15 protein-coding genes, 1 pseudogene and 2 riboswitches are annotated in these 17,940 nt (G+C 68.4%); of the genes and pseudogenes, 4 read left to right on the top strand and 12 right to left on the bottom strand.

Features of this window, described 5'->3' with window-relative positions:
• Nucleotides 1-8: 8 nt before the first annotated feature.
• The gene (locus tag AB0M15_RS40775) at nt 9-602 is read right to left on the bottom strand and encodes a helix-turn-helix domain-containing protein (protein WP_363832396.1); all 594 of its coding nucleotides are present in this window, start codon (nt 600-602) and stop codon (nt 9-11) included.
• 74 nt (nt 603-676) lie between these two features.
• Here AB0M15_RS40775 and AB0M15_RS40770 point away from each other — a divergent pair, with 74 nt between their 5' ends.
• Nucleotides 677-1,381, top strand: coding sequence for an alpha/beta hydrolase (locus AB0M15_RS40770; protein WP_363832391.1), 705 nt, complete (start codon nt 677-679; stop codon nt 1,379-1,381).
• Here the strand turns inward: AB0M15_RS40770 and AB0M15_RS40765 are convergent.
• The 11 genes from AB0M15_RS40765 to cobN all read right to left on the bottom strand — a co-directional run bounded on the left by AB0M15_RS40765 (nt 1,378) and on the right by cobN (nt 15,802).
• Entirely contained in the window at nt 1,378-1,782 is a 405-nt protein-coding gene (locus AB0M15_RS40765) for a DUF4260 family protein (RefSeq protein ID WP_363832386.1), read from the bottom strand. The two genes, AB0M15_RS40770 and AB0M15_RS40765, sit on opposite strands and share 4 nt — an antisense overlap.
• Before the next feature lie 12 nt (nt 1,783-1,794).
• Nucleotides 1,795-2,679, bottom strand: a complete 885-nt coding sequence (locus tag AB0M15_RS40760; RefSeq protein ID WP_363832383.1) for an ABC transporter permease — start codon at nt 2,677-2,679, stop codon at nt 1,795-1,797.
• A complete protein-coding gene (locus AB0M15_RS40755; protein WP_363832379.1) occupies nt 2,666-3,538 on the bottom strand; it encodes an ABC transporter ATP-binding protein in 873 nt (290 codons plus the stop codon). Before AB0M15_RS40755 ends, AB0M15_RS40760 begins: the two co-directional genes overlap by 14 nt.
• Nucleotides 3,539-3,636: 98 nt before the next feature.
• On the bottom strand, nt 3,637-4,749 hold the full coding sequence (locus tag AB0M15_RS40750; RefSeq protein ID WP_363832376.1) for a hypothetical protein: 1,113 nt from the start codon (nt 4,747-4,749) through the stop codon (nt 3,637-3,639).
• 127 nt (nt 4,750-4,876) lie between these two features.
• A complete protein-coding gene (locus AB0M15_RS40745) occupies nt 4,877-5,491 on the bottom strand; it encodes a hypothetical protein (RefSeq protein WP_363832374.1) in 615 nt (204 codons plus the stop codon).
• Nucleotides 5,488-6,981, bottom strand: a complete 1,494-nt coding sequence (gene bluB, locus AB0M15_RS40740; RefSeq protein ID WP_363832370.1) for a 5,6-dimethylbenzimidazole synthase — start codon at nt 6,979-6,981, stop codon at nt 5,488-5,490. The genes AB0M15_RS40745 and bluB overlap by 4 nt, the downstream gene beginning before the upstream one ends.
• Complete coding sequence (locus AB0M15_RS40735; protein WP_363832367.1) at nt 6,978-8,321, bottom strand: cobyrinate a,c-diamide synthase; 1,344 nt, start codon at nt 8,319-8,321, stop codon at nt 6,978-6,980. Before AB0M15_RS40735 ends, bluB begins: the two co-directional genes overlap by 4 nt.
• 8 nt (nt 8,322-8,329) lie before the next feature.
• Complete coding sequence (gene cobO, locus AB0M15_RS40730) at nt 8,330-8,944, bottom strand: cob(I)yrinic acid a,c-diamide adenosyltransferase (protein ID WP_363832363.1); 615 nt, start codon at nt 8,942-8,944, stop codon at nt 8,330-8,332.
• The gene (locus tag AB0M15_RS40725) at nt 8,944-11,094 is read right to left on the bottom strand and encodes a magnesium chelatase subunit D family protein (RefSeq protein WP_363832360.1); all 2,151 of its coding nucleotides are present in this window, start codon (nt 11,092-11,094) and stop codon (nt 8,944-8,946) included. Before AB0M15_RS40725 ends, cobO begins: the two co-directional genes overlap by 1 nt.
• 72 nt (nt 11,095-11,166) lie before the next feature.
• Nucleotides 11,167-11,300: riboswitch (cobalamin riboswitch) on the bottom strand.
• 14 nt (nt 11,301-11,314) lie between these two features.
• The gene (locus tag AB0M15_RS40720) at nt 11,315-12,070 is read right to left on the bottom strand and encodes a 5'/3'-nucleotidase SurE (RefSeq protein ID WP_363832357.1); all 756 of its coding nucleotides are present in this window, start codon (nt 12,068-12,070) and stop codon (nt 11,315-11,317) included.
• 12 nt (nt 12,071-12,082) lie between these two features.
• On the bottom strand, nt 12,083-15,802 hold the full coding sequence (cobN, locus tag AB0M15_RS40715; protein WP_363832354.1) for a cobaltochelatase subunit CobN: 3,720 nt from the start codon (nt 15,800-15,802) through the stop codon (nt 12,083-12,085).
• A 36-nt stretch (nt 15,803-15,838) separates the two neighbouring features.
• Nucleotides 15,839-15,968: riboswitch (cobalamin riboswitch) on the bottom strand.
• 162 nt (nt 15,969-16,130) lie between these two features.
• Between cobN and AB0M15_RS40710 the strand changes: the two genes are divergently transcribed.
• The 3 genes and pseudogenes from AB0M15_RS40710 to AB0M15_RS40700 all read left to right on the top strand — a co-directional run.
• Entirely contained in the window at nt 16,131-16,724 is a 594-nt protein-coding gene (locus AB0M15_RS40710) for an HNH endonuclease (protein ID WP_363832350.1), read from the top strand.
• Nucleotides 16,725-16,820: 96 nt separating this feature from the next.
• The gene (locus AB0M15_RS40705; protein WP_363832347.1) at nt 16,821-17,477 is read left to right on the top strand and encodes a maleylpyruvate isomerase N-terminal domain-containing protein; all 657 of its coding nucleotides are present in this window, start codon (nt 16,821-16,823) and stop codon (nt 17,475-17,477) included.
• A 47-nt stretch (nt 17,478-17,524) separates the two neighbouring features.
• Nucleotides 17,525-17,940, top strand: a pseudogene (locus AB0M15_RS40700) (hypothetical protein); the annotation flags it as partial.

Below are 17,940 nucleotides of genomic sequence, written 5' to 3'. Positions count from 1 at the left end.
CCCGGAGACTAAGCGATCTCGAGGGCGAGTTGGAGTTGGCGCGTCCACCACCGGAGCTGCTCGGTCGAGTCACTCGCTTGTTGACCGACGAGCCCCGCACTCCGTCGGAAGGCGCTCCCATAGAGCGGCTCGGTAGCCATCGCCTGATGCAATGCCGCGACCGCGAGCCGGGTCTCCTCAATGGACGCCCCAGCGGACCGAAGCCGCTGAAGTGCCTCCACAACCGGATCCAGCATCCCGCTGCCACGATCCCGCCACCCCGCGGCGTGCAGCGCGACCGCCAGCTCACCAAAGCCCTTCCGGTACAGCCCCGCGAGCGACTCAACCAGCTCGAACAGGTCGGCACCCTTCTCCAACCACGCCCCGAGCGTCTCGTCCAGTGCCCCTCGCAACTGCCGCCCACCATGCCGGAGCAATTCCCGCAGCAAGTTCTCCCGGCTCTGGAAGTGATGCGTCACCCCCGCATCCGTCATCCCCACCCGCGCCGCCACCGCCCGAACCTGCACCGCCCCGACTCCGCCCTCGGCCAGCAACCCCGCCGCCGCCTCGAGAATCAGCAGCCGAGCCTCCTCCGGCGTCCGTCGAATCCGCTGCGTCGTCATGCTCACGCACTCTACTACCTTGACCTCTCAAGGCGATCGTCTTACCTTGATGCACCAAGGTAAGGAGACTGCCGATGACCGAACTCACCTTGACCCGCCCCGACGCCGACCTACGAGGCACCGCAACCGGCACCGGCCCAACCGTCGTTCTACTCCACGCCGGCGGCGAAACCCGCACTGTCTGGACGCCGATCGCCGCACTCCTGAAGCAGTGCGCGCTACGAACCGTGGCCTACGACCTCCGAGGTCACGGCGACAGCGCGGGAGAAGCGACGAAACTCGCGCCGATCGCGGCGGACGTGACCGCGATGATCCACAGCGAGCCGCCCCCGATCGTCATCGTCGGAGCCTCACTCGGCGGACTGGCTGCCATCGCATCCCTCGCCGCGCTGCCCACGGCTCAAGCCGTCGCCGGCCTGATCCTCGTCGACGTAGTCCCCAACCCCGACCCAGCCCGCGTCCGCGCCTGGCTGGCCGACCGCGACCTCCGGACCCACGACCCCCTGGTCGAAGACATCTTCAACCACACCCCCGAACTCCTGGCAACAGCCGCAGAGCTCACCCTCCCCGTCCTCCTCATCCGAGGCGGACCAACCTCCCCGCTCACCGACGCCGAGGTAAACCAGTTCCGCGCCGTCATCCCCACACTCAAAGTCACCCGCGTACCCACCGCCGGACACCTGATCGCTCAGGACGCCCCCACCGACCTAGCGCACCTCATCGCCGCCCAGGCCTCCACCTGGTTGACCAGCCAGCACCCCACACCCGCAAGCCGTTAGCCCGCTTGCAGACGTCTGCTGCCATCGGGGCTGCGTAGTCCGTAGGCGAAGGTGCGGTCCAGGGCGATGTGGGTTAGCCAGCCGAGTGCTGCAGTGAACAGTGGTACCCAGTCGCCCAGTACGCCGACGCTGTAGGTGAGTAGGACCGCTAGGGGGATCCACGGGCGGTGGGCGAGGTTGTAGTACGGCACGGCCTTGGGTGCGAGTTTGCCGTGAGCGGCTGTACTGGCGCCGATCAGCACCGGGAGGTCCGGGACGATCAGGAACAGAACGGCGGCGGCCAGCGCCGGGAAGCCGTGGTTGATCACCTCTAATACGAGGAAGGCCAGTAAGAACGTCGCGAGAGCAGCCCAGGCCACTCGCTTGGCAACCTGACCAGCAGGCGGGCCGGTGACAGACATACGGGCGATTATCTAGCTGTTGATGTCGCGGGTGGTCAGGCGGGCCCAGGCTGCTGTGTAGAAGACGAACAGGTAGGCGGCTTGCAGGAGAAGGTTGCGGAGGATTGCGTCCCAGTACGGTGGATCTCGGAGTAGGTCGGCGAACGACGGCCAGCCGTACATCAGCAGCCAGGGGTGGATTTCTGAGATCTGCGGGATCGCGCCAAGGATGCCGAACACGATGAACGCGCCGAACGTCGCTGCCATCGCCGCCAGTGGCGTCGAGGTCAGAGACGACACGAACAGCCCTACGCCGGCCAGTCCGAGCAGCGACAGCGCGACCAGGATCGCGATCCCGAACGCCCGCAGCAGTCCGTCGGCAAGAGACACCGTCGTCCCCGACAGCAGAACGACATCCCCGATCGGGAACAGCACCACACCCGCGATCAGTCCGGACAAGAAGATCGTCATCGTCGCGGCCAGGCAGAACACCACCAGCGCGACCAGCTTCGCCGCGAGCAACCGCGACCGCCCGGCCGGCGCCGTCAACATGTTGCGCAGCGTGCCGAGGCTCGCCTCACCCGCCAGCGACTCCCCCGCCACCACAGTCACCGCGGTGGGCAGGAAGAACGGCAGTGACAACCCAAGACTCGCGACCACCAGGAAGAACCCGTTACCCGCGACCTGACCGAGGAACCCTTCGCCGCCGTCGGCTCCGGACAACTTGATCGCAACCCCGACCAGCACCGGTACGCCGGCCAGCACCGCGAGCGTCACCCAAGTCCGGGCCCGCCCGAAGACCAGGTGCAGCTCCGAAGCGAAGAGAGCGACCGTGTACCGCCCAGCCCCAGGCCGTCGCACATCCTGACCTGACACCTTGCCCAGGTCGCGGCGATCCGCGGTCTCACTCAGCGACATCGAAACCCTCCCCGGTCAACGCGACGAAGGCGTCCTCGAGACTGGGATGCTCGAGCCCGAAACCGTGAATCCGCACATCCGCGGCGACCAGCGCAGCGGCAAGCTTGTCGATCGGAAGCTCACCGGCATCGCCGTCGATGGTCTCTTCCAGACGCCGTACGTCGGTGACCCCGAGGCTGGCCAAGGTCTTCATGGCTTGTTCGAGGTCTGGCGTCCGGACAACCAGCCGCGGACGCAACTCCGACCGAAGCTCCGCCATCGTCGACTGCCGAACGATCCGGCCGCGGCTCATCACCGCTGCATGCGTGCAGACCTGCTCGACCTCGGCCAACAGGTGGGTCGAGGTGAAGATCGTCGTACCGTCATCGGCCAACTCACGGATCAGCGTGCGGACCTCGCGCGTGCCCTGCGGATCGAGGCCGTTGGTCGGCTCGTCCAGCACGAGGAGGTCGCGCCGCTGCATCAGTGCGACGGCGATCGCGAGACGCTGGCGCATCCCGAGTGAATAGGCGCGAACCTTCTTACCGGCTGCGTTCGACAAGCCGACGCGCTCCAATGCCTGCCCCGCGCGTAGCTTGCGCGTCCGTGGGTCGGCGGTGCGGTCGGCGGCGTCGAACCGGAGAAGGTTCGCCAGCCCGGTCCAGAACGGGTAGAAGGCCGGCCCCTCAACCAGCGCTCCTACCCGCGGCAATACGGAGAGCTGCGCCTTCGGCATCGGCTCACCAAGCAACTCCACCGACCCAGAAGTCGGCGCGATCAACCCGAGCAGCATCCGGATGGTCGTCGTCTTGCCCGACCCGTTCGGCCCGAGAAACCCGAACACACTTCCCGCCGGCACCACCAGATCGATCGCATCCACCGCAACCTGCCCACCCCGAAACCGCTTGGTAAGCCCCCGCGTAACAATCGGCTCGCCGCGGGTTGGGGTCACGTCTGGCACCGGGGTCGCCTGGTTGGTCAGCGGGGTGCCTTGGCGGCGGCGGATTGCAGGGCTTCTGGCGTTACCAGGCCGGTGAAGATGCGGCCGTCGGTGGTGATCAGGGCGTTGACCATCTTGGTTGAGAGGATCTTGCCGCTGCCCCACGTGCCCTGCACGGTCGGTGCCTTGGCGAGCAGTTGGTCGAGCGCCGGGTTGCCGGTCTGGGCCTTGCCGCGGAGCTCGACGACGGCGTTCCAGCCTTCGCCGATCACGGTCGGCCGGTCCGCGGACGGCACCGACGGCTGCGCGGGCTTCGGAGCGCCAGGCTTCGGCAGGATCGGCGGCGTCTTCTTACCCGGTGCCTTCGACGGGACCTTCTGCTCCGTCACCTTCACACCCTTCGGCGGCGTGAACGCGAACGTGCTGGCCGCCGGCACGTCGAACGACACGGCCGAGAAGCCGAGCTGCACGGCCGGGTCCTTGCCGGTCCGCGGCATCACGGTCACCTGCAGCGGTACCCAAGTCTTCGAGTCGACTGCCAACGTCACCGAGCCGACCGTCGTCTGGTCGGTCTTCGGCACCAGACGCAGCTTGTACGCATCGCGGCCGGCCACCTTCTCGGTGCCGCTGACCTCGACCTTGGTGGTCGGGTCGATCGCGGCCAGGAACTTCTGCGCGACGGCCTGCGGGTCGTACGCCTGCTTCTCCGGCGCCACCTCCGGCTTGGCGGGGTGCGCGGGCACTGCGATCTTGGTCGCCTCGCGCTTCGCGGAGTCGTAGGCCCAGGCGGTCTTGCCGTCCGTGGTCAGCACCCGCTCGGCCATGTCGTCGAGCACCGAGACCCGCGCCTTGTCCGGCCCGGCGAACGCGACCCGCGCGGTGTGGTCACCGGTCAGCAGGTCGAGGAACTGAGTGGCTTGGCCGTCCATCCCGGGCAGCGTCGGCAGACCGAGGTCGGTCGACGACTTCACTGTGCCCGACAGACCGTCGACCTTGGCCGTTTGCACCCGGGCGAGCAACTCCTGCGCGGTGATCCCCGGCAGGTCTGGAGACGCGTCCGCGACCATCGGCCCGAACGCCCCCACCCCTGCGACCACTGCGACTGCCGTGACCGGCACCAACCACCGTCGACTGCGCTTCGCTGCACCCATGTCTACAAGACTCGCACCGCGCACCCGCCGAACCAAGCCGCTCAGGGTCCGTTCACCCAAAAGAGTGAGCGGCCGGCTACGCCTGCACTACTTCCGGACGCGGAACGTACTGCAGGCGTAGTACCGATCAGCGGCTCTGCAGCGCGTCCAGCGCGACCGTCATCGCGGCGGCCACCCGGAAGTCGAGCCGGGAGTCCTGCACGGTCACCCGGTACCGATCGCGGACCGAGATCTTGCGCTCGACCGACAGCACCGGCTCGCCGCTGGCCCGGTCCTTGAAGTCGAAGTGGAAGATGAACGGCAGCGGGATCTCACCGACGAACGGCACGAACTCCCAGATCCGCCGGACGATCGCGATCGTCGGGTTGCGCTCGGTGCCGTCGGACTCCAGCCCCGGGCAGGTCAGCTGCCAGCTCGATCGCAGCAGGCTCTTGCCGAACTCCTTCTTGAACCAGCCGATCGGCTGGCCGGCCGCGTCGAACACGTCGTACCCGGAGCCGAGGTCGATGCGCTTGCGGGCCTTGAAGGAGAAGACCGCCTGAGCTTTCGTGTCGTCGGCGTAGAAGGTCACCTGCTCCTTGAACGCCATCCGCTTCTGCTGCGCGAACGCCAGCAGCGGCCCGTCGGTGCCGTCGGGGTTGGTGGTGAGCAGTTCGTACCTGTTCGCCATCAGGGTGATCCGCTGCTTCATCGAGAAGGCGGGAACGTACATAGGCGCAGGGCCTTGAGGTGGGACGGTCATGCGGAGGAGTCTTTCACCTCGGCAGGCTCATCGATGACCACTCCACAGGCCAGCGCCCCTAGTCGCACACCGCGCACCAGCCCGGCCGCCTCCGCTGAGTCCGACAGCTGCTCGACCTGGAGCGTCCCAACCCCTTGCAGCACGAGATCCCGCGCTACCTCGACGCCCAACTCGACAGCCTCGTCCACTGTCCGCGCAGGACGCCACAGCACTCCGTAGTCGGCCGCAGGCTTCGCAGTACCAACCTGTACTACGAGCGCGTCCGCCTGCTCCAGATGCTCAGCAGCCGCGACATCAGCCACAATCAGGCGGACCACCTGCGCACCGACAGCCCGTACTACGCCTGTCGCCGCCGCTGCATCGCCAGCGATCACCGCACTGGGCTCCACACCCGGCAGGCCCCGCTGTCCCCATGACTCTTGGTGCACAGCCCATGACAGCGGCCGCCGAGCAGCCCAGCCGCTACGCACCAACTCCGGAGCTGCCGCGAACTCCTCCACATGTCCGACGCAGAGGTACCCAACCAGCTCCACGTGTGAAGGCAGGTCGAGCACCGCCGCCACCTCACCCGGCTCGAAGAACGATACCCAGCCGACGCCGAGCCCCTCCGCGCGCGCAGCGAGCCACAGGTTCTGGATCGCGATGGCAGCGGAGAACCAGGTGGTCCGTGGATCCGCATGCCGACCTAGTACGTGCCGCCCGCCCCGCCCTGGATCGCAGGTGACCGCGATGTTCAGCGGAGTGTCCAGGATCGCCTCGATCTTCAACCCGTCGAAGGAGCTGCGTCGATCAGCAGGCAACGAAGCCGCGAACGCGTCTCGCTGCGCGCAGGCAAGGTCATGGATCTTCCGCCGGGTACCGATGTCCCTGATCAGCAGGAAGTCCCAGGGCTGACTCAAGCCAACACTAGGCGCCCGATGCGCCGACTCCAGCACCCTGGTCAACACTTCATCAGCAATAGGCCGGTCAAGAAACCCCCGCCGCACATCCCGCCGCTCCGCCAAAACCCGATGCACCACATCCCGCTCCCCCACCGCATACCCCGCCGCAGGCGGTACCCCCGACACCGGCACCTCAGCCCCCGCTGCAGGCGCCACCTCATCGGCTGCGCCGGGCGCGCCGCCCGTCGCCTCTGGCAGTCGGCCGATGGCCACGGTCGCTCGCGCCGAGGCGTGCTTCGCTAGCACGAGCTCGGCTCCGCTGATGAGTACAGCTGCCTCGGCGACACTCGCGGTGCCAGCTAGGCGGGCTACTTGCTCGCTTGGAGTCGGTACTGGTTGTTGGGAGAGCTTCAGCTTGGTTGCGGTGAACAGCGTGGCTCCCAGCGATGCCACCAGGCGCTGCAGGCCGGGCTCTGTCTCCTTGCCGTCGACAGTGACTACCTGGCTGACGGTTGCGGGAGCTAGGGCGGCCAGTGCTGAGTCGACGAGGTCTCGGAGCTCGCGGTACGACGTACCGGAGCGTAGGCCGATGCCCAGGACGAGGGTCACTTCTCCAGCCCTGCGTGGACTCGGGCGGCCGCTACGAACCGGGCTGGGACGTCGGGGGTCGCCGTCCAGTGCAGGTGCAGGTAGGAGGCGTGGATCTGGGCTCGGGCGAACCCTTCCTGCTGGCCGCCCGGGAGGTACCAGGCCGCCGGGACGTCCTCGTCGAACTCGACGGTAGTGCGGTGGAACTCGTGTCCATGGACACGACGGCCCTCGTCGAAGATCGCTGTCGTCGAGGCAGCGATCGCCGTGCGGTAGCCGAGAGTGAGGCGGCTCGTCATCTGGCCTTTGGCGGGGAGGACGCCCGTGAGTTGGTGGCCGTCGAGTTCTCGGCACAGGTACAGGAGACCGGCGCACTCGGCGACCACCGGCAGCCCGGCGGCAATCTCTGCGGCGACCTGGTCGCGGAGGACGAGGTTGTCGGAGAGCGCTTCCGCGTGCAGCTCGGGGAAGCCGCCGCCGAGGTAGAGCGCTGAAGTTGCTTCCGGCAACGATTCGTGGAGCGGGTCGAAGGTGACGACGTCGGCGCCGGCCGCGGTCAGGAGTTCAGCGGTCTCGGTGTAGCGGAAAGAGAAGACCTGGCCGCCGGCCATCGCGATCACCGGGCGGCCTTCTTCGGCCGGGGTCACCTCGGCTGCGGGATCCCACGCGGTCACCTCGAGGGGAGCAGCTGCTCGGGCGGCCGCGACAAAGGCTCCGAGATCGACGCCGTGCTTCACCAATTCGGCGGCCGCGTCAACGGCTGCGGCGGCTTGCTCGCGTTGCTCGTCGGCGGGGATGAGCCCGAGATGCCGGCTGGGGACGGTCAGGCGCGTATCGCGACGCAGTACCCCGAGAACCGGTACGCCGGTTGGCGCGACGCCTGCTCGTACTTCGGCCTCATGCCGGTCAGAGCCGACCTTGTTGAGAATCACCCCGACGATGCGCACGCCGGCGTCGTAGGCGACGAACCCTTGAACGACCGCCCCCACGCTGCGTCCTGCCGCCGATGCATCCACCACGAGCACGACAGGCGCCTGCAGCAGCTTCGACACATGCGCGGTCGACGAGTACCCCTCGGTGCCGAGCGCACCGTCGTACAGGCCCATCACACCTTCGATCACGGCGATGTCCGCACCGTCGGCGCCGTGCTTGAAGAGCGGCGCGACCCGCTCCTCCCCCGACAACATCGGATCCAGATTCCGCCCCGGCCGCCCGGTCGCGACCGCATGAAACCCCGGATCGACGTAATCCGGCCCGACCTTGAACCCGGCCACGGTATGCCCGGCCCGCCGCAACGCAGCCATCAACCCCACAGCGACCGTCGTCTTCCCAGCACTCGAGGACGGCGCCGCTATCACCACCCGCGGAATTACCACTCGATGCCTTTCTGGCCCTTCTGGCCGGCGTCCATCGGGTGCTTCACCTTGGTCATCTCGGTGACGAGGTCGGCGGCGTCGAGGAGGTTCTGGTGGGCGTCGCGGCCGGTGATCACCACGTACTGGTGGCCGGGGCGGTTGGTCAGGGTCTCCACTACCTCGTCGACGTCGATCCAGCCCCACTTCATCGGGTAGGTGAATTCGTCGAGGACGTAGAGATCGTGGGTCTCAGCGGCGAGGCGGCGCTGGATCTCGCGCCAGCCATCCAGGGCGTCGGCGGCGTGGTCTTCCTCGGTACCGGCTTTGCGGGACCAGCTCCAGCCCTCGCCCATCTTGTGCCACTCGACCGGGCCGCCCTCACCCGTTGCCTCATGCAACTTTCCGAGGGCGCGGAACGCGCTCTCTTCGCCGACCTTCCACTTCGCGCTCTTGACGAACTGGAAGACGCCGATGTTCCAGCCCTGGTTCCAGCCGCGCAGAGCCATCCCGAACGCGGCGGTCGACTTGCCCTTCATCTCACCGGTGTGCACCATCAGCAGCGGCCGGTTCCGGCGCTGGCGGGTGGTCAGGCCGTCCTGCGGTACGACGTTCGGCTGTCCCTGCGGCATCAGGCGGCGCTCCGATCGGTGACCGCGCGAACAAGATTGCCCGCGGCAACTTCTCCCAGATCCAGGTACTCCGCGCCGAGATCGGCGGCCAGCTCGGCGGCCAGCCCCAGCCGTACTCCGCGACGCGGCTCACAGTCGACGACAACCGAGGCGATTCCTTGCTGCGCCAGCCAGCCCGCAGCCTGCTTGGCCTTGGCGAACGCCTTGTCGCCGGCGGTCGCGCGGCCGTCGGTGACGAGCACCAGGAGGGGGCGCCTGCGGGGGTCGCGGATCGCGGCGATCCGCAGTACGTCCGAAGCCTTCAGCAGTCCTTCGGCCAGCGGGGTCCGGCCGCCGGTGGGGAGTGATTCGAGCCGCCGCACCGCGGTCTCGACACTGCCCGTCGGCGGAAGGGCCACGGTCGCCTCCGCCCCGGCGAAGGTGACCAGACCGACGGTGTCGCGCCGCTGATAGGCGTCGAGCAGCAGAGAAACGATCGCGGTCTTCACCTCGGTCATCCGCTTCTTCGTCCCCATCGACCCAGACGCATCAACACAGAACAACACAAGATTGCCTTCACGCCCTTCCCGCACGGCAAGCCGAACATCCGAGGCCCACACGGCAAGCCCGGAGCTGCCGGGGGCGGGGCGGGTGGGGGTCGTGCGGCCGCGGGCGTGTTGGTGTGGGGCGGCGGCGCGGAGGGTGGCGAGGAGGTGGGGGCGGCCGGATTCACGGCCGACTCGGGGGCGGGCGCCGACTACTCGGCCAACCTCGGTGAGTGCTCTCGAGCGGCGGCCGGCTACGCCTGCGCCTGCTGATTGGACGCTCAGGAGGCGGGCCTTGTATGGCTCGGCGCTGGCGGCGACTTGGCCGGTGGGCGCTGGGCCGAGGAGAGCGCTTCCTGGGTTGTCGGCCTTGTCTGGGTCAGCTGCGTCGGTCGGCGGCTGGGGCGCGTCGGGGCGGTCGAGTTCGGCGTCGGTGTTCGGCGCGTGGTCGGTTTCGGTTGGCGGGGTGCCGTCGGGGCCGCCGCTGCCCGGGCCTCCGTCGGGACCGCCGTCGGGGGTGTCGTCTGGGTCGTCGTCGGGGGTGTGGTTTGGGGGGGTGCTGTTTTGGATGGCTTGTTCTAGTTGGTCGTCGTCGAGGCCGGGCGCGTCGAAGGGGTTGCGGCGTTTGCGGTGTGGGAGGGCCAGCTTGGCGGCGGCTCGGACGTCTTCGACCTCGACGACAGTTCGGCCGGACCAGGCGGCGTGGGCTACCGCGGTGCGGGCGGTGACGAGGTCGGCGCGCATGCCGTCGACGTCGAAGGAGGCGCAGATCTCGGCGATCTGGCGCAGGGCGGCGTCGGTGAGGATGACGTCGGCCAGGCGGGACTGGGCTTTGACTATGCGCTCGGAGAGTTCGGCTTGCGCGCCGGCGTACCGGCTGATGAAGACGGTCGGGTCGGCCTCGTACGCGAGTCGCGCCCGCATCACCTCGACCCGTACTGCGGGATCGCGGCTGGCGACGACGTCGACCGTCAGGCCGAAGCGGTCGAGGAGTTGCGGGCGGAGCTCGCCCTCCTCGGGGTTCATCGTGCCGACCAGCACGAACCGCGCCGGGTGGGTGATCGAGACGCCGTCCCGCTCGACCGTCGCCCGTCCCATCGCGGCGGCGTCGAGCAGGACGTCGACCAGGTGGTCGTGGAGCAGGTTGACCTCGTCGACGTACAACAACCCGCGATGAGCCGCCGCCAACAGACCGGGCTCGTAGACCGTCACACCCTCAGAGAGCGCTCGCTCCAGATGCAACGACCCAAGCACCCGATCCTCGGTAGCACCCACGGGCAGCTCGACGAGGCGCGCGGGGCGCGAGATCGCCGCGGGAAAAGCACCCGCAGCGGAGGTATCGGGGCCGGGGGCGGTCGTGTGGGGGGCGTCGGGGCAGGTGGGGTCGAGGTTGGTGGGGTCGCAGGAGAAACGGCAACCCTCGATCACGTCTACAGCGGGGAGGATCTCGGTGAGGGCGCGGACGGCGGTGGATTTCGCCGTGCCCTTTTCGCCGCGGATCAGTACGCCGCCGATCGCCGGCGAGACTGCCGCCAGGATCAGCGCGAGCTGGAGGTCTTCCATCCCGACCACCGCCGTGAACGGGAAACCGGTCGGAATCGGCTGGTGGTTCGGGGCTGACCCCATCGGCGGTGCTTCCCTTCGTCCTGCGGGTGTCCACGCCCGCCTCGGCACTTGGCACGCCAGGGGCGCGGAGAGCGCTCCCTGACGGACGGTGGCAGATGTTCTGGCTTCCGGGCATGAGCCCGGTCACAGTGGCGGGACCGCCCCGGAATTCAGCCCCGCGGGGCCGTCACCGGTGTTCCTCCACAACCGTCCCGGCGATCATTCCACACCGGCCGGAACGCTACTGCGAGAAGGCCGCCGTCAGGTGAGTAGCGGCGGAGTCGCCGGGGAGTTCGCCGACGCCGGTGATCGGCGTGACGGTGATGTAGCCGGCGAGCAGCAGCGCCTCGTCGGTGTCGGTCTCCGTCGGGGGCTCGCGCAACACCAGACCGACGATCGGCTCACCCGTCGGAGCCTTCTCGAGTACCAGCCGAGAGCGCTCGTAGGGGACCAGGCGGGCCCACCGGGCGCCTTTCAGTTCGGCCAGCGGTACGTCGGGGACGTTGACGTTGATGACCGTGCCCTGCGGCTGCTCGAGCAGCCAGGAGAGCGCTTCCGCAGCCACGGCCGCTGCCGTTTCGACGTACGACGGCTGCTCGGAGTCGATGCTGATCGCGAGCCCGGACAGCCCTTGGCTGGACGCGGTCAGCGCGGCGGCGACCGTACCGGAGTGCAGGATCGGGCCGATGTTGTGCCCGTTGTTGATCCCGGACACGACCACGTCCGGCGACGGCCCGAACGCGCCGAGCCGGGCCAGCGTCACGGCCAGCGCCGGCGTCCCGTCGATCCCGATGAAGCCGTTCTCACCGACCTTCGACGAGATCGCCTTGCCGATCATCCCGGCTCGCGAACTCCCGACCCCGCTCTGGTCGTCCCACGGCGCCACCACCTGGACCGCATGGCCTAGGCCTTCCATGGCCGCAGCGAGCGCCTGGATGCCCAGGGACTCATAGCCGTCATCGTTGGTGACCAGGACTCTCAGCTGTTCGGGCGCCATGCGACCACCCAATCAGGCACGGTCCTCGATGTCACCTTCGGTCTCAAGAACGGCAGTGCGCAGGGTTTCCAGTGCTTCCTTGCTCGGCTCGGCCCACAATCCGCGCTGGGCGGCCTCGAGCAGCCGCTCCGCGATCCCGTGCCGCGCCCAGGGGTTGGACTTGCGGAAGAACTCGGCGATCTCCGGGTTCGCGACGTACTCCGTGGTGAGCGTCTCGTACATCCAGTCGTCCACCACGCCGGCCGTGGCGTCGTACCCGAACAGGTAGTCCACGGTCGCCGCCATCTCGAAGGCGCCCTTGTACCCGTGCCGCTGCATCGCCGCCATCCAGCGCGGGTTCACCACCCGCGCCCGGAAGACCCGCTTGGTCTCCTCCTCCAGCGTCCGGGTCTTCACCTGAGCCGGTACTGCGGAGTCGCCGATGTACGCCTTCGGGTTGGAACCGGTCAGGTGGCGCACCATCGCGACCATGCCACCGTGGTACTGGAAGTAGTCGTCCGAATCCATGATGTCGTGCTCGCGGGTGTCGGCGTTCTTCGCCGCGACCTGGATCCGCGCATAGGCCCGCTCCATCGACGGCCGGGCCTCCGCACCGTCGAGATCCTTGCCGTACGCGTACCCGCCCCAGACCGCATAGACCTCGGCAAGCTCGGCATCGGTACGCCAGTTGCGCGCATCGACAAGCGGCAGCAATCCAGCGCCGTACGAGCCCGGCTTGGACCCGAAGACGCGCGCGGTCGACGACCGCAGATCATTGCCTGCAGCAACATCAGCGTCGACGTGCGCCCGAAGATAGTTGCTCTCGGCATCTTCATCGAGCGCGGCCACAGTGCGGACGGCCTCGTCGAGCAACGAGACGACATGCGGGAACGCGTCCCGGAAGAAGCCCGAGATCCGGATCGTCACGTCGACGCGCGGACGCCCCAGCTCCTCGAGCGAGACGACCTCGAACCCGGTGACGCGGCGAGACGCCTCATCCCAGACCGGGCGGCAGCCGAGCAGCCACAGCACCTCGGCCAGGTCGTCGCCCTGGGTGCGCATCGCGGACGTACCCCAGACGGTCAGACCGACCGATCGCGGCCACTCCCCCGTCTCCGCCTTGTGCCTGGCGAGCAGCGAGTCGGCCAGCGCGACACCGACCTCCCAGGCGTTGCGGCTCGGGATCGCCTTGGGGTCGACGGCGTAGAAGTTCCGGCCGGTCGGCAGGACGTTCACCAGGCCGCGCGTCGGCGACCCCGACGGCCCGGCTTCGACGAAACGGCCGTCCAACGCGCGCAGTACGTTCGTCAGCTCGTCGCCGGTGCGGGCCAGCCGCGGTACGACCTCGTCTGCGGCGAACTGCAACGACTTCTCAACCTGAGCACTCGAGCGACCGAGCACCTCCTCGATGACGACCGGGACCTTGGCCGCGTCCCACGCCAGCGTCTCCATGCTGACAACCAGCTTGCGCGCGACGGCCTCCAGCAGGTCGACGCCATCGGCCCCGCTCACGGCAGGGAGATCAGCCAGCGTCGCCAGGTCCGCCAGCTCCGGTACGGCGACGCCCGGGTTCTCCAGCATCGCCGCTTCGTCGACGCCAAAGGTCTGGCCGAGGGCGGCTCGCAGACCGGGTACGGCGCCCGAGACGCCGCCCCACATCTGCTGCGCACGCAGTACGGCGAGAACGAGGTTGACCCGCGCTTCACCGTCCGGCCCGCCGCCGAGGATGTGCAGCCCGTCGCGGATCTGGACGTCCTTGATCTCGCAGAGGTAGCCGTCGAGGTGCAGGACGAACTCGTCGAACTCCTCGTCCTCCGGTTTCTCGGACGTGTGCAGATCGTGGTGCAGCTGGGCGGCCTGGATCAGCGTCCAGATCTGCGCCCGCAGGGTCGGGACCTTGTCGGGGTCGAGCGCCGAGACCGTGGCGTACTCGTCGAGCAGGTACTCCAGCTTGGCCATGTCGCCGTACGTCTCGGCGCGCGCCATCGGCGGTACCAGGTGGTCGACGATCACGGCGTGCCCGCGGCGCTTGGCCTGCGTGCCCTCGCCGGGGTCGTTGACGATGAACGGGTAGACGAGCGGGAGGTTGCCCAGTACCGCGTCGGGCGCGCAGTCGGCGGCCATACCGATGCCCTTGCCAGGCAGCCATTCCAGCGTGCCGTGCTTGCCGAGGTGGACGACCGCGTGGGCGCCGAAACCGCCTTCTTCCGTTGGCGCTTCGAGCCAGCGATAGGCCGCCAAGTAGTGGTGCGACGGGGCCATGTCCGGGTCGTGGTAGATCGCGACCGGGTTCTCGCCGAAGCCGCGGGGCGGCTGGATCATCAGTACGACGTTGCCGAACTGGAGAGCGGCGAGGGCGATCGCGGGCTCGGGGCCGGACTGGTCGACGTACAGGGAACCGGGGGCCTCGCCCCACGCCTCGATCATTGCTTGTTGCAACGTTTCGGGGGTTTTGCCGAACCAGTGCTGGTACGTCGAGAGCGGGATCTTGGCGACTGCGCTCGACAACTGCTCGTCGGTGAGCCAGTCGACGTCGTGACCGCCGGCCGCGATCAGCCGGTGGATCAGGCCGTCGGCGCCGTCCGCGCCCTGGAGTTCGTCGAGGTTGAGGTCGGGGCCGAGGTCGTAGCCGGCGTCCTTGAGCCGGCCCAGGATGACGACGGCCGAGGCCGGGGTGTCGAGGCCGACGGCGTTGCCGATCCGGGCGTGCTTGGTCGGGTACGAGGAGAGGACGAGGGCGAGCTTCTTGTCCTTGGGCTCTACGTGGCGGAGCTTCGCCTGGGCTACTGCGATGCCGGCGAGCCGTGCGCAGCGCTCCTCGTCGGGGGCGTAGCTGGCGATGCCTTCGGCGTCGTACGCCTTGAAGGAGAACGGGATCGTGATGAGGCGGCCGTCGAACTCGGGGATCGCGACCTGGGTGGCGGCGTCGAGCGGGCTGATCGCGGCGTCGCTCTCGAGCCACTGCTCCCGGGTCGAGGTGAGGGTGAGGCCTTGGAGGAGGGGGATGTCGAGGGACGCGAGGGCGCCGGCGTCCCAGGAGTCGTCGCCACCGGCTGTTGCGTTGGAGGCGACCGTGCCGCCTGCTGCCAGGAGGGTGGTGACCAGGACGTCGCACTGCTTGAGCAGCGTGAAGAGGTCGGTGTTGTCTTCGTGGCTTGGGTCCAAGCCGCGCAGCGTTCCGCAGTACAGGGGAAGGGGCTGGGCGCCTGCTTGCTCGATCGCTGTCGCGAGAGCGTCGACGAAGGCCGTGTTGCCGGAGATTTCGTGGGCGCGGTAGTAGACGATGCCGACCACTGGGCGGTCGTCCTTGGTGAAGGTGCGGCCGGCGCGGATGCCGTACGTCGGGAGGGTTTCGGGTGGGTCGAATTCGTCGCCGGTGAGCAGGATGGTGTCGCGGAGGAATCCCGCCAGGTTCTGGAGGTTCTCGGAGCCGCCCTCACGCAGGTACGCGAGCGCCTCGGTGACCGCGCCGGCGGGCACGGTCGACATCGACATCAGCTCGGCGTCGGGGGCTGCCTCGCCGCTCAGCACGACGGTGGGGATCCCCGAGGAGATGACGGCGTCGAGACCCTCCTCCCAGGCGCGGCGACCGCCCAGCAGGCGGACCACTACGACCTCGACGCCGTCAAGCAGGGTGGGAACGTCATCGAGCTCGACCCGCGCGGGGTTGGCGACCTTCCAGCCGGCTTGCGCCTGCGAAGCGGCCAGCAAGTCGGTATCGGCGGTGGAGAGCAGCAAAAGGTTCGCGGGCACGCGCAGCCGGTCCTTCCTCGGGGTGTCCACGCCCCAGGTGGCAGGTACGACAGCAGCAGTTCCTGACTCCCGGGATCACCCCGGTCACAGTGGCGGGACCGCCCCGGATTCCCACCGGGTTCCTGCACAGCCGTCGATGACGAGCACGACTCTAGTCGACCAGCTTCACAGATACTCCCCCACGGTCGAGCTCCGCTCGCCTCTCCGTCGTTCTCCGCCCGACGACTCCGCCCACCCTTGCGTTGGCTGATCGTTCGTCGGGTACTCGCCCCTGACCCCGGCGGAGGACGAGTCAGAAACTGTCGGCACCAGGTTCCACACTGAGCGCATGAGCTTCGACTGGTCCGCGATCACGGTGCAGGACGTGCCTCAGCTGCCGACGCGAGCCGCTCGACCATCCGTCGCGCCGATCATCGAGGCGACCTGCGTCAACTGTGAGGCGCAATTCGGGCCGCCGCGTTGCCGGACATCGCCGTACTGCAGCGTCCGATGCCACGACCAGGCGAAGTACGTGCGTTATGCCCGTGCCAAGCGACGTGAGTACGGCGGCAACCTGCCACCCGATATCCGCCACGCGCTGTGGGTCAAGCGGATCCACGCCTTGGGTGCCGGCTATGACGAGTCGGCGCGGCGCATCTCCCCGGCTCGGCGAGAGGCGATCTTGGAGCGAGACGGCGGCCGCTGTGTGAATTGCGGGAAACCGGCCGACGAGATCGACCACCGGGACGGGTCATCAGCTGAGCTGTCGAACCTACGACTCCTCTGCCGGCCCTGCCATCGGCGGAAGACCGCTCTGCGAGTCGTCCCGATCCACGACCTTTCAGTACTGCGCGATGCCGAAGTACTGAGGTCTCGGGAGGAAGCCACAGTCCCACTGCGGGCCTGCGACTCCGACGATTGGACCGAGACCTGGAAGGATTGACATCGGTCGCACGTAATCGTTGGAGCGTAAGTGGTAGCCCGGGGCAGTGCGCTGGCTGTACAAGTCTTGGCCCGGCGGCGCGTTAGCTTGCTTGGTGTGGAGCTCTTCTTGCGGTCTTGGGGTGCGTTGCGGGCGGCTGTTGCTGGGCTAGGTGATGCCGACTTCGGCGAGGCGTCGGGGTGTGCGGGGTGGTTGGTGCGGGATTTGGTTTGTCATCTGGTGATTGATGCGCAGGATGTGTTGATCACGTTGGTGACGCCCAGCGAGGCCGAGGCGACGCATGACTCGGTGAGTTACTGGGCGGTGGCTGAGACGGCGCCGGCTGGCGAGGATCCGCTGGATGCGTTGATTGTTCGGTTGGCGGCGGCCTACGGGGATCCGGGGTTGCTCAAGTTTCACCTCGATGATGTGGGTGCGGCGGCTGGGCGGGCGGCCGAGTTGGCTGATCGGAGGATGCGGGTCAGCACGCAGGAGATGGTGCTGACGGTGAGCGACTACCTCTCGGCGTACGTGCTGGAGTGGACGCTGCACCACCTCGATCTGGTCGCGCACCTACCGCACGTGCCGGGACCTTCCGCCGAAGGTCTTGCGCGGAGCCGGCAGCTGCTCGAGCAGATCGCGGGGGCGGCGTTTCCTGCGAGCTTCTCTGACAGCGACGCGCTCCTGGTCGGCACCGGGCGCCGTAAGCCGGCTGACTCTGAGAAAGCGCACCTGGGCGAACTCGCCGCGAGGTTCCCGCTCACCCTCGGCTGAGCATCCTCGATTTGCAACACCTGATCACAGAGCGTAGTGTCGAACACATGTTCGAGAGTGATGTGGTCGCGTGGGACACGGCGGAGACGCTGGCCGCTTCCGTACGGGCTCAGGCCGACGAACACGAAGCCGGCATCCAGCGCCTCCTGCTGGCTGTACATTTCGCAGACCTGCACCCGGACCCGGCGATGATCCAGGCCGACCAGTCCTGCCCCGGCGGCGAACGCGGCCTGCACCCCGGCGGACCCGGCTGTCCAGGCGTCGCCGAATTCGCCGTCGCCGAGTTCGGTGCGGTGATGGGCGTCTCGACCATGACGGCCGCGAAGAACATCGGCCAGGCCCTCGCCTTGCGCCACCGGTTGCCACTCATCTGGGACCGCGTCCTGGCCCGCGAAGCCATCCCCTGGCGAGCCCGCGAAGCCGCCACCGCCTCCATGCACCTGTCGGTCGAAGCCGCCGCCAT

The organism is Kribbella sp. NPDC051718, assembly GCF_040681515.1.
Classification (GTDB): Bacteria; Actinomycetota; Actinomycetes; order Propionibacteriales; family Kribbellaceae; genus Kribbella.
Note: the sequence above shows the minus strand (reverse complement) of the source record. Positions and strands in the feature narration are given on the sequence as shown.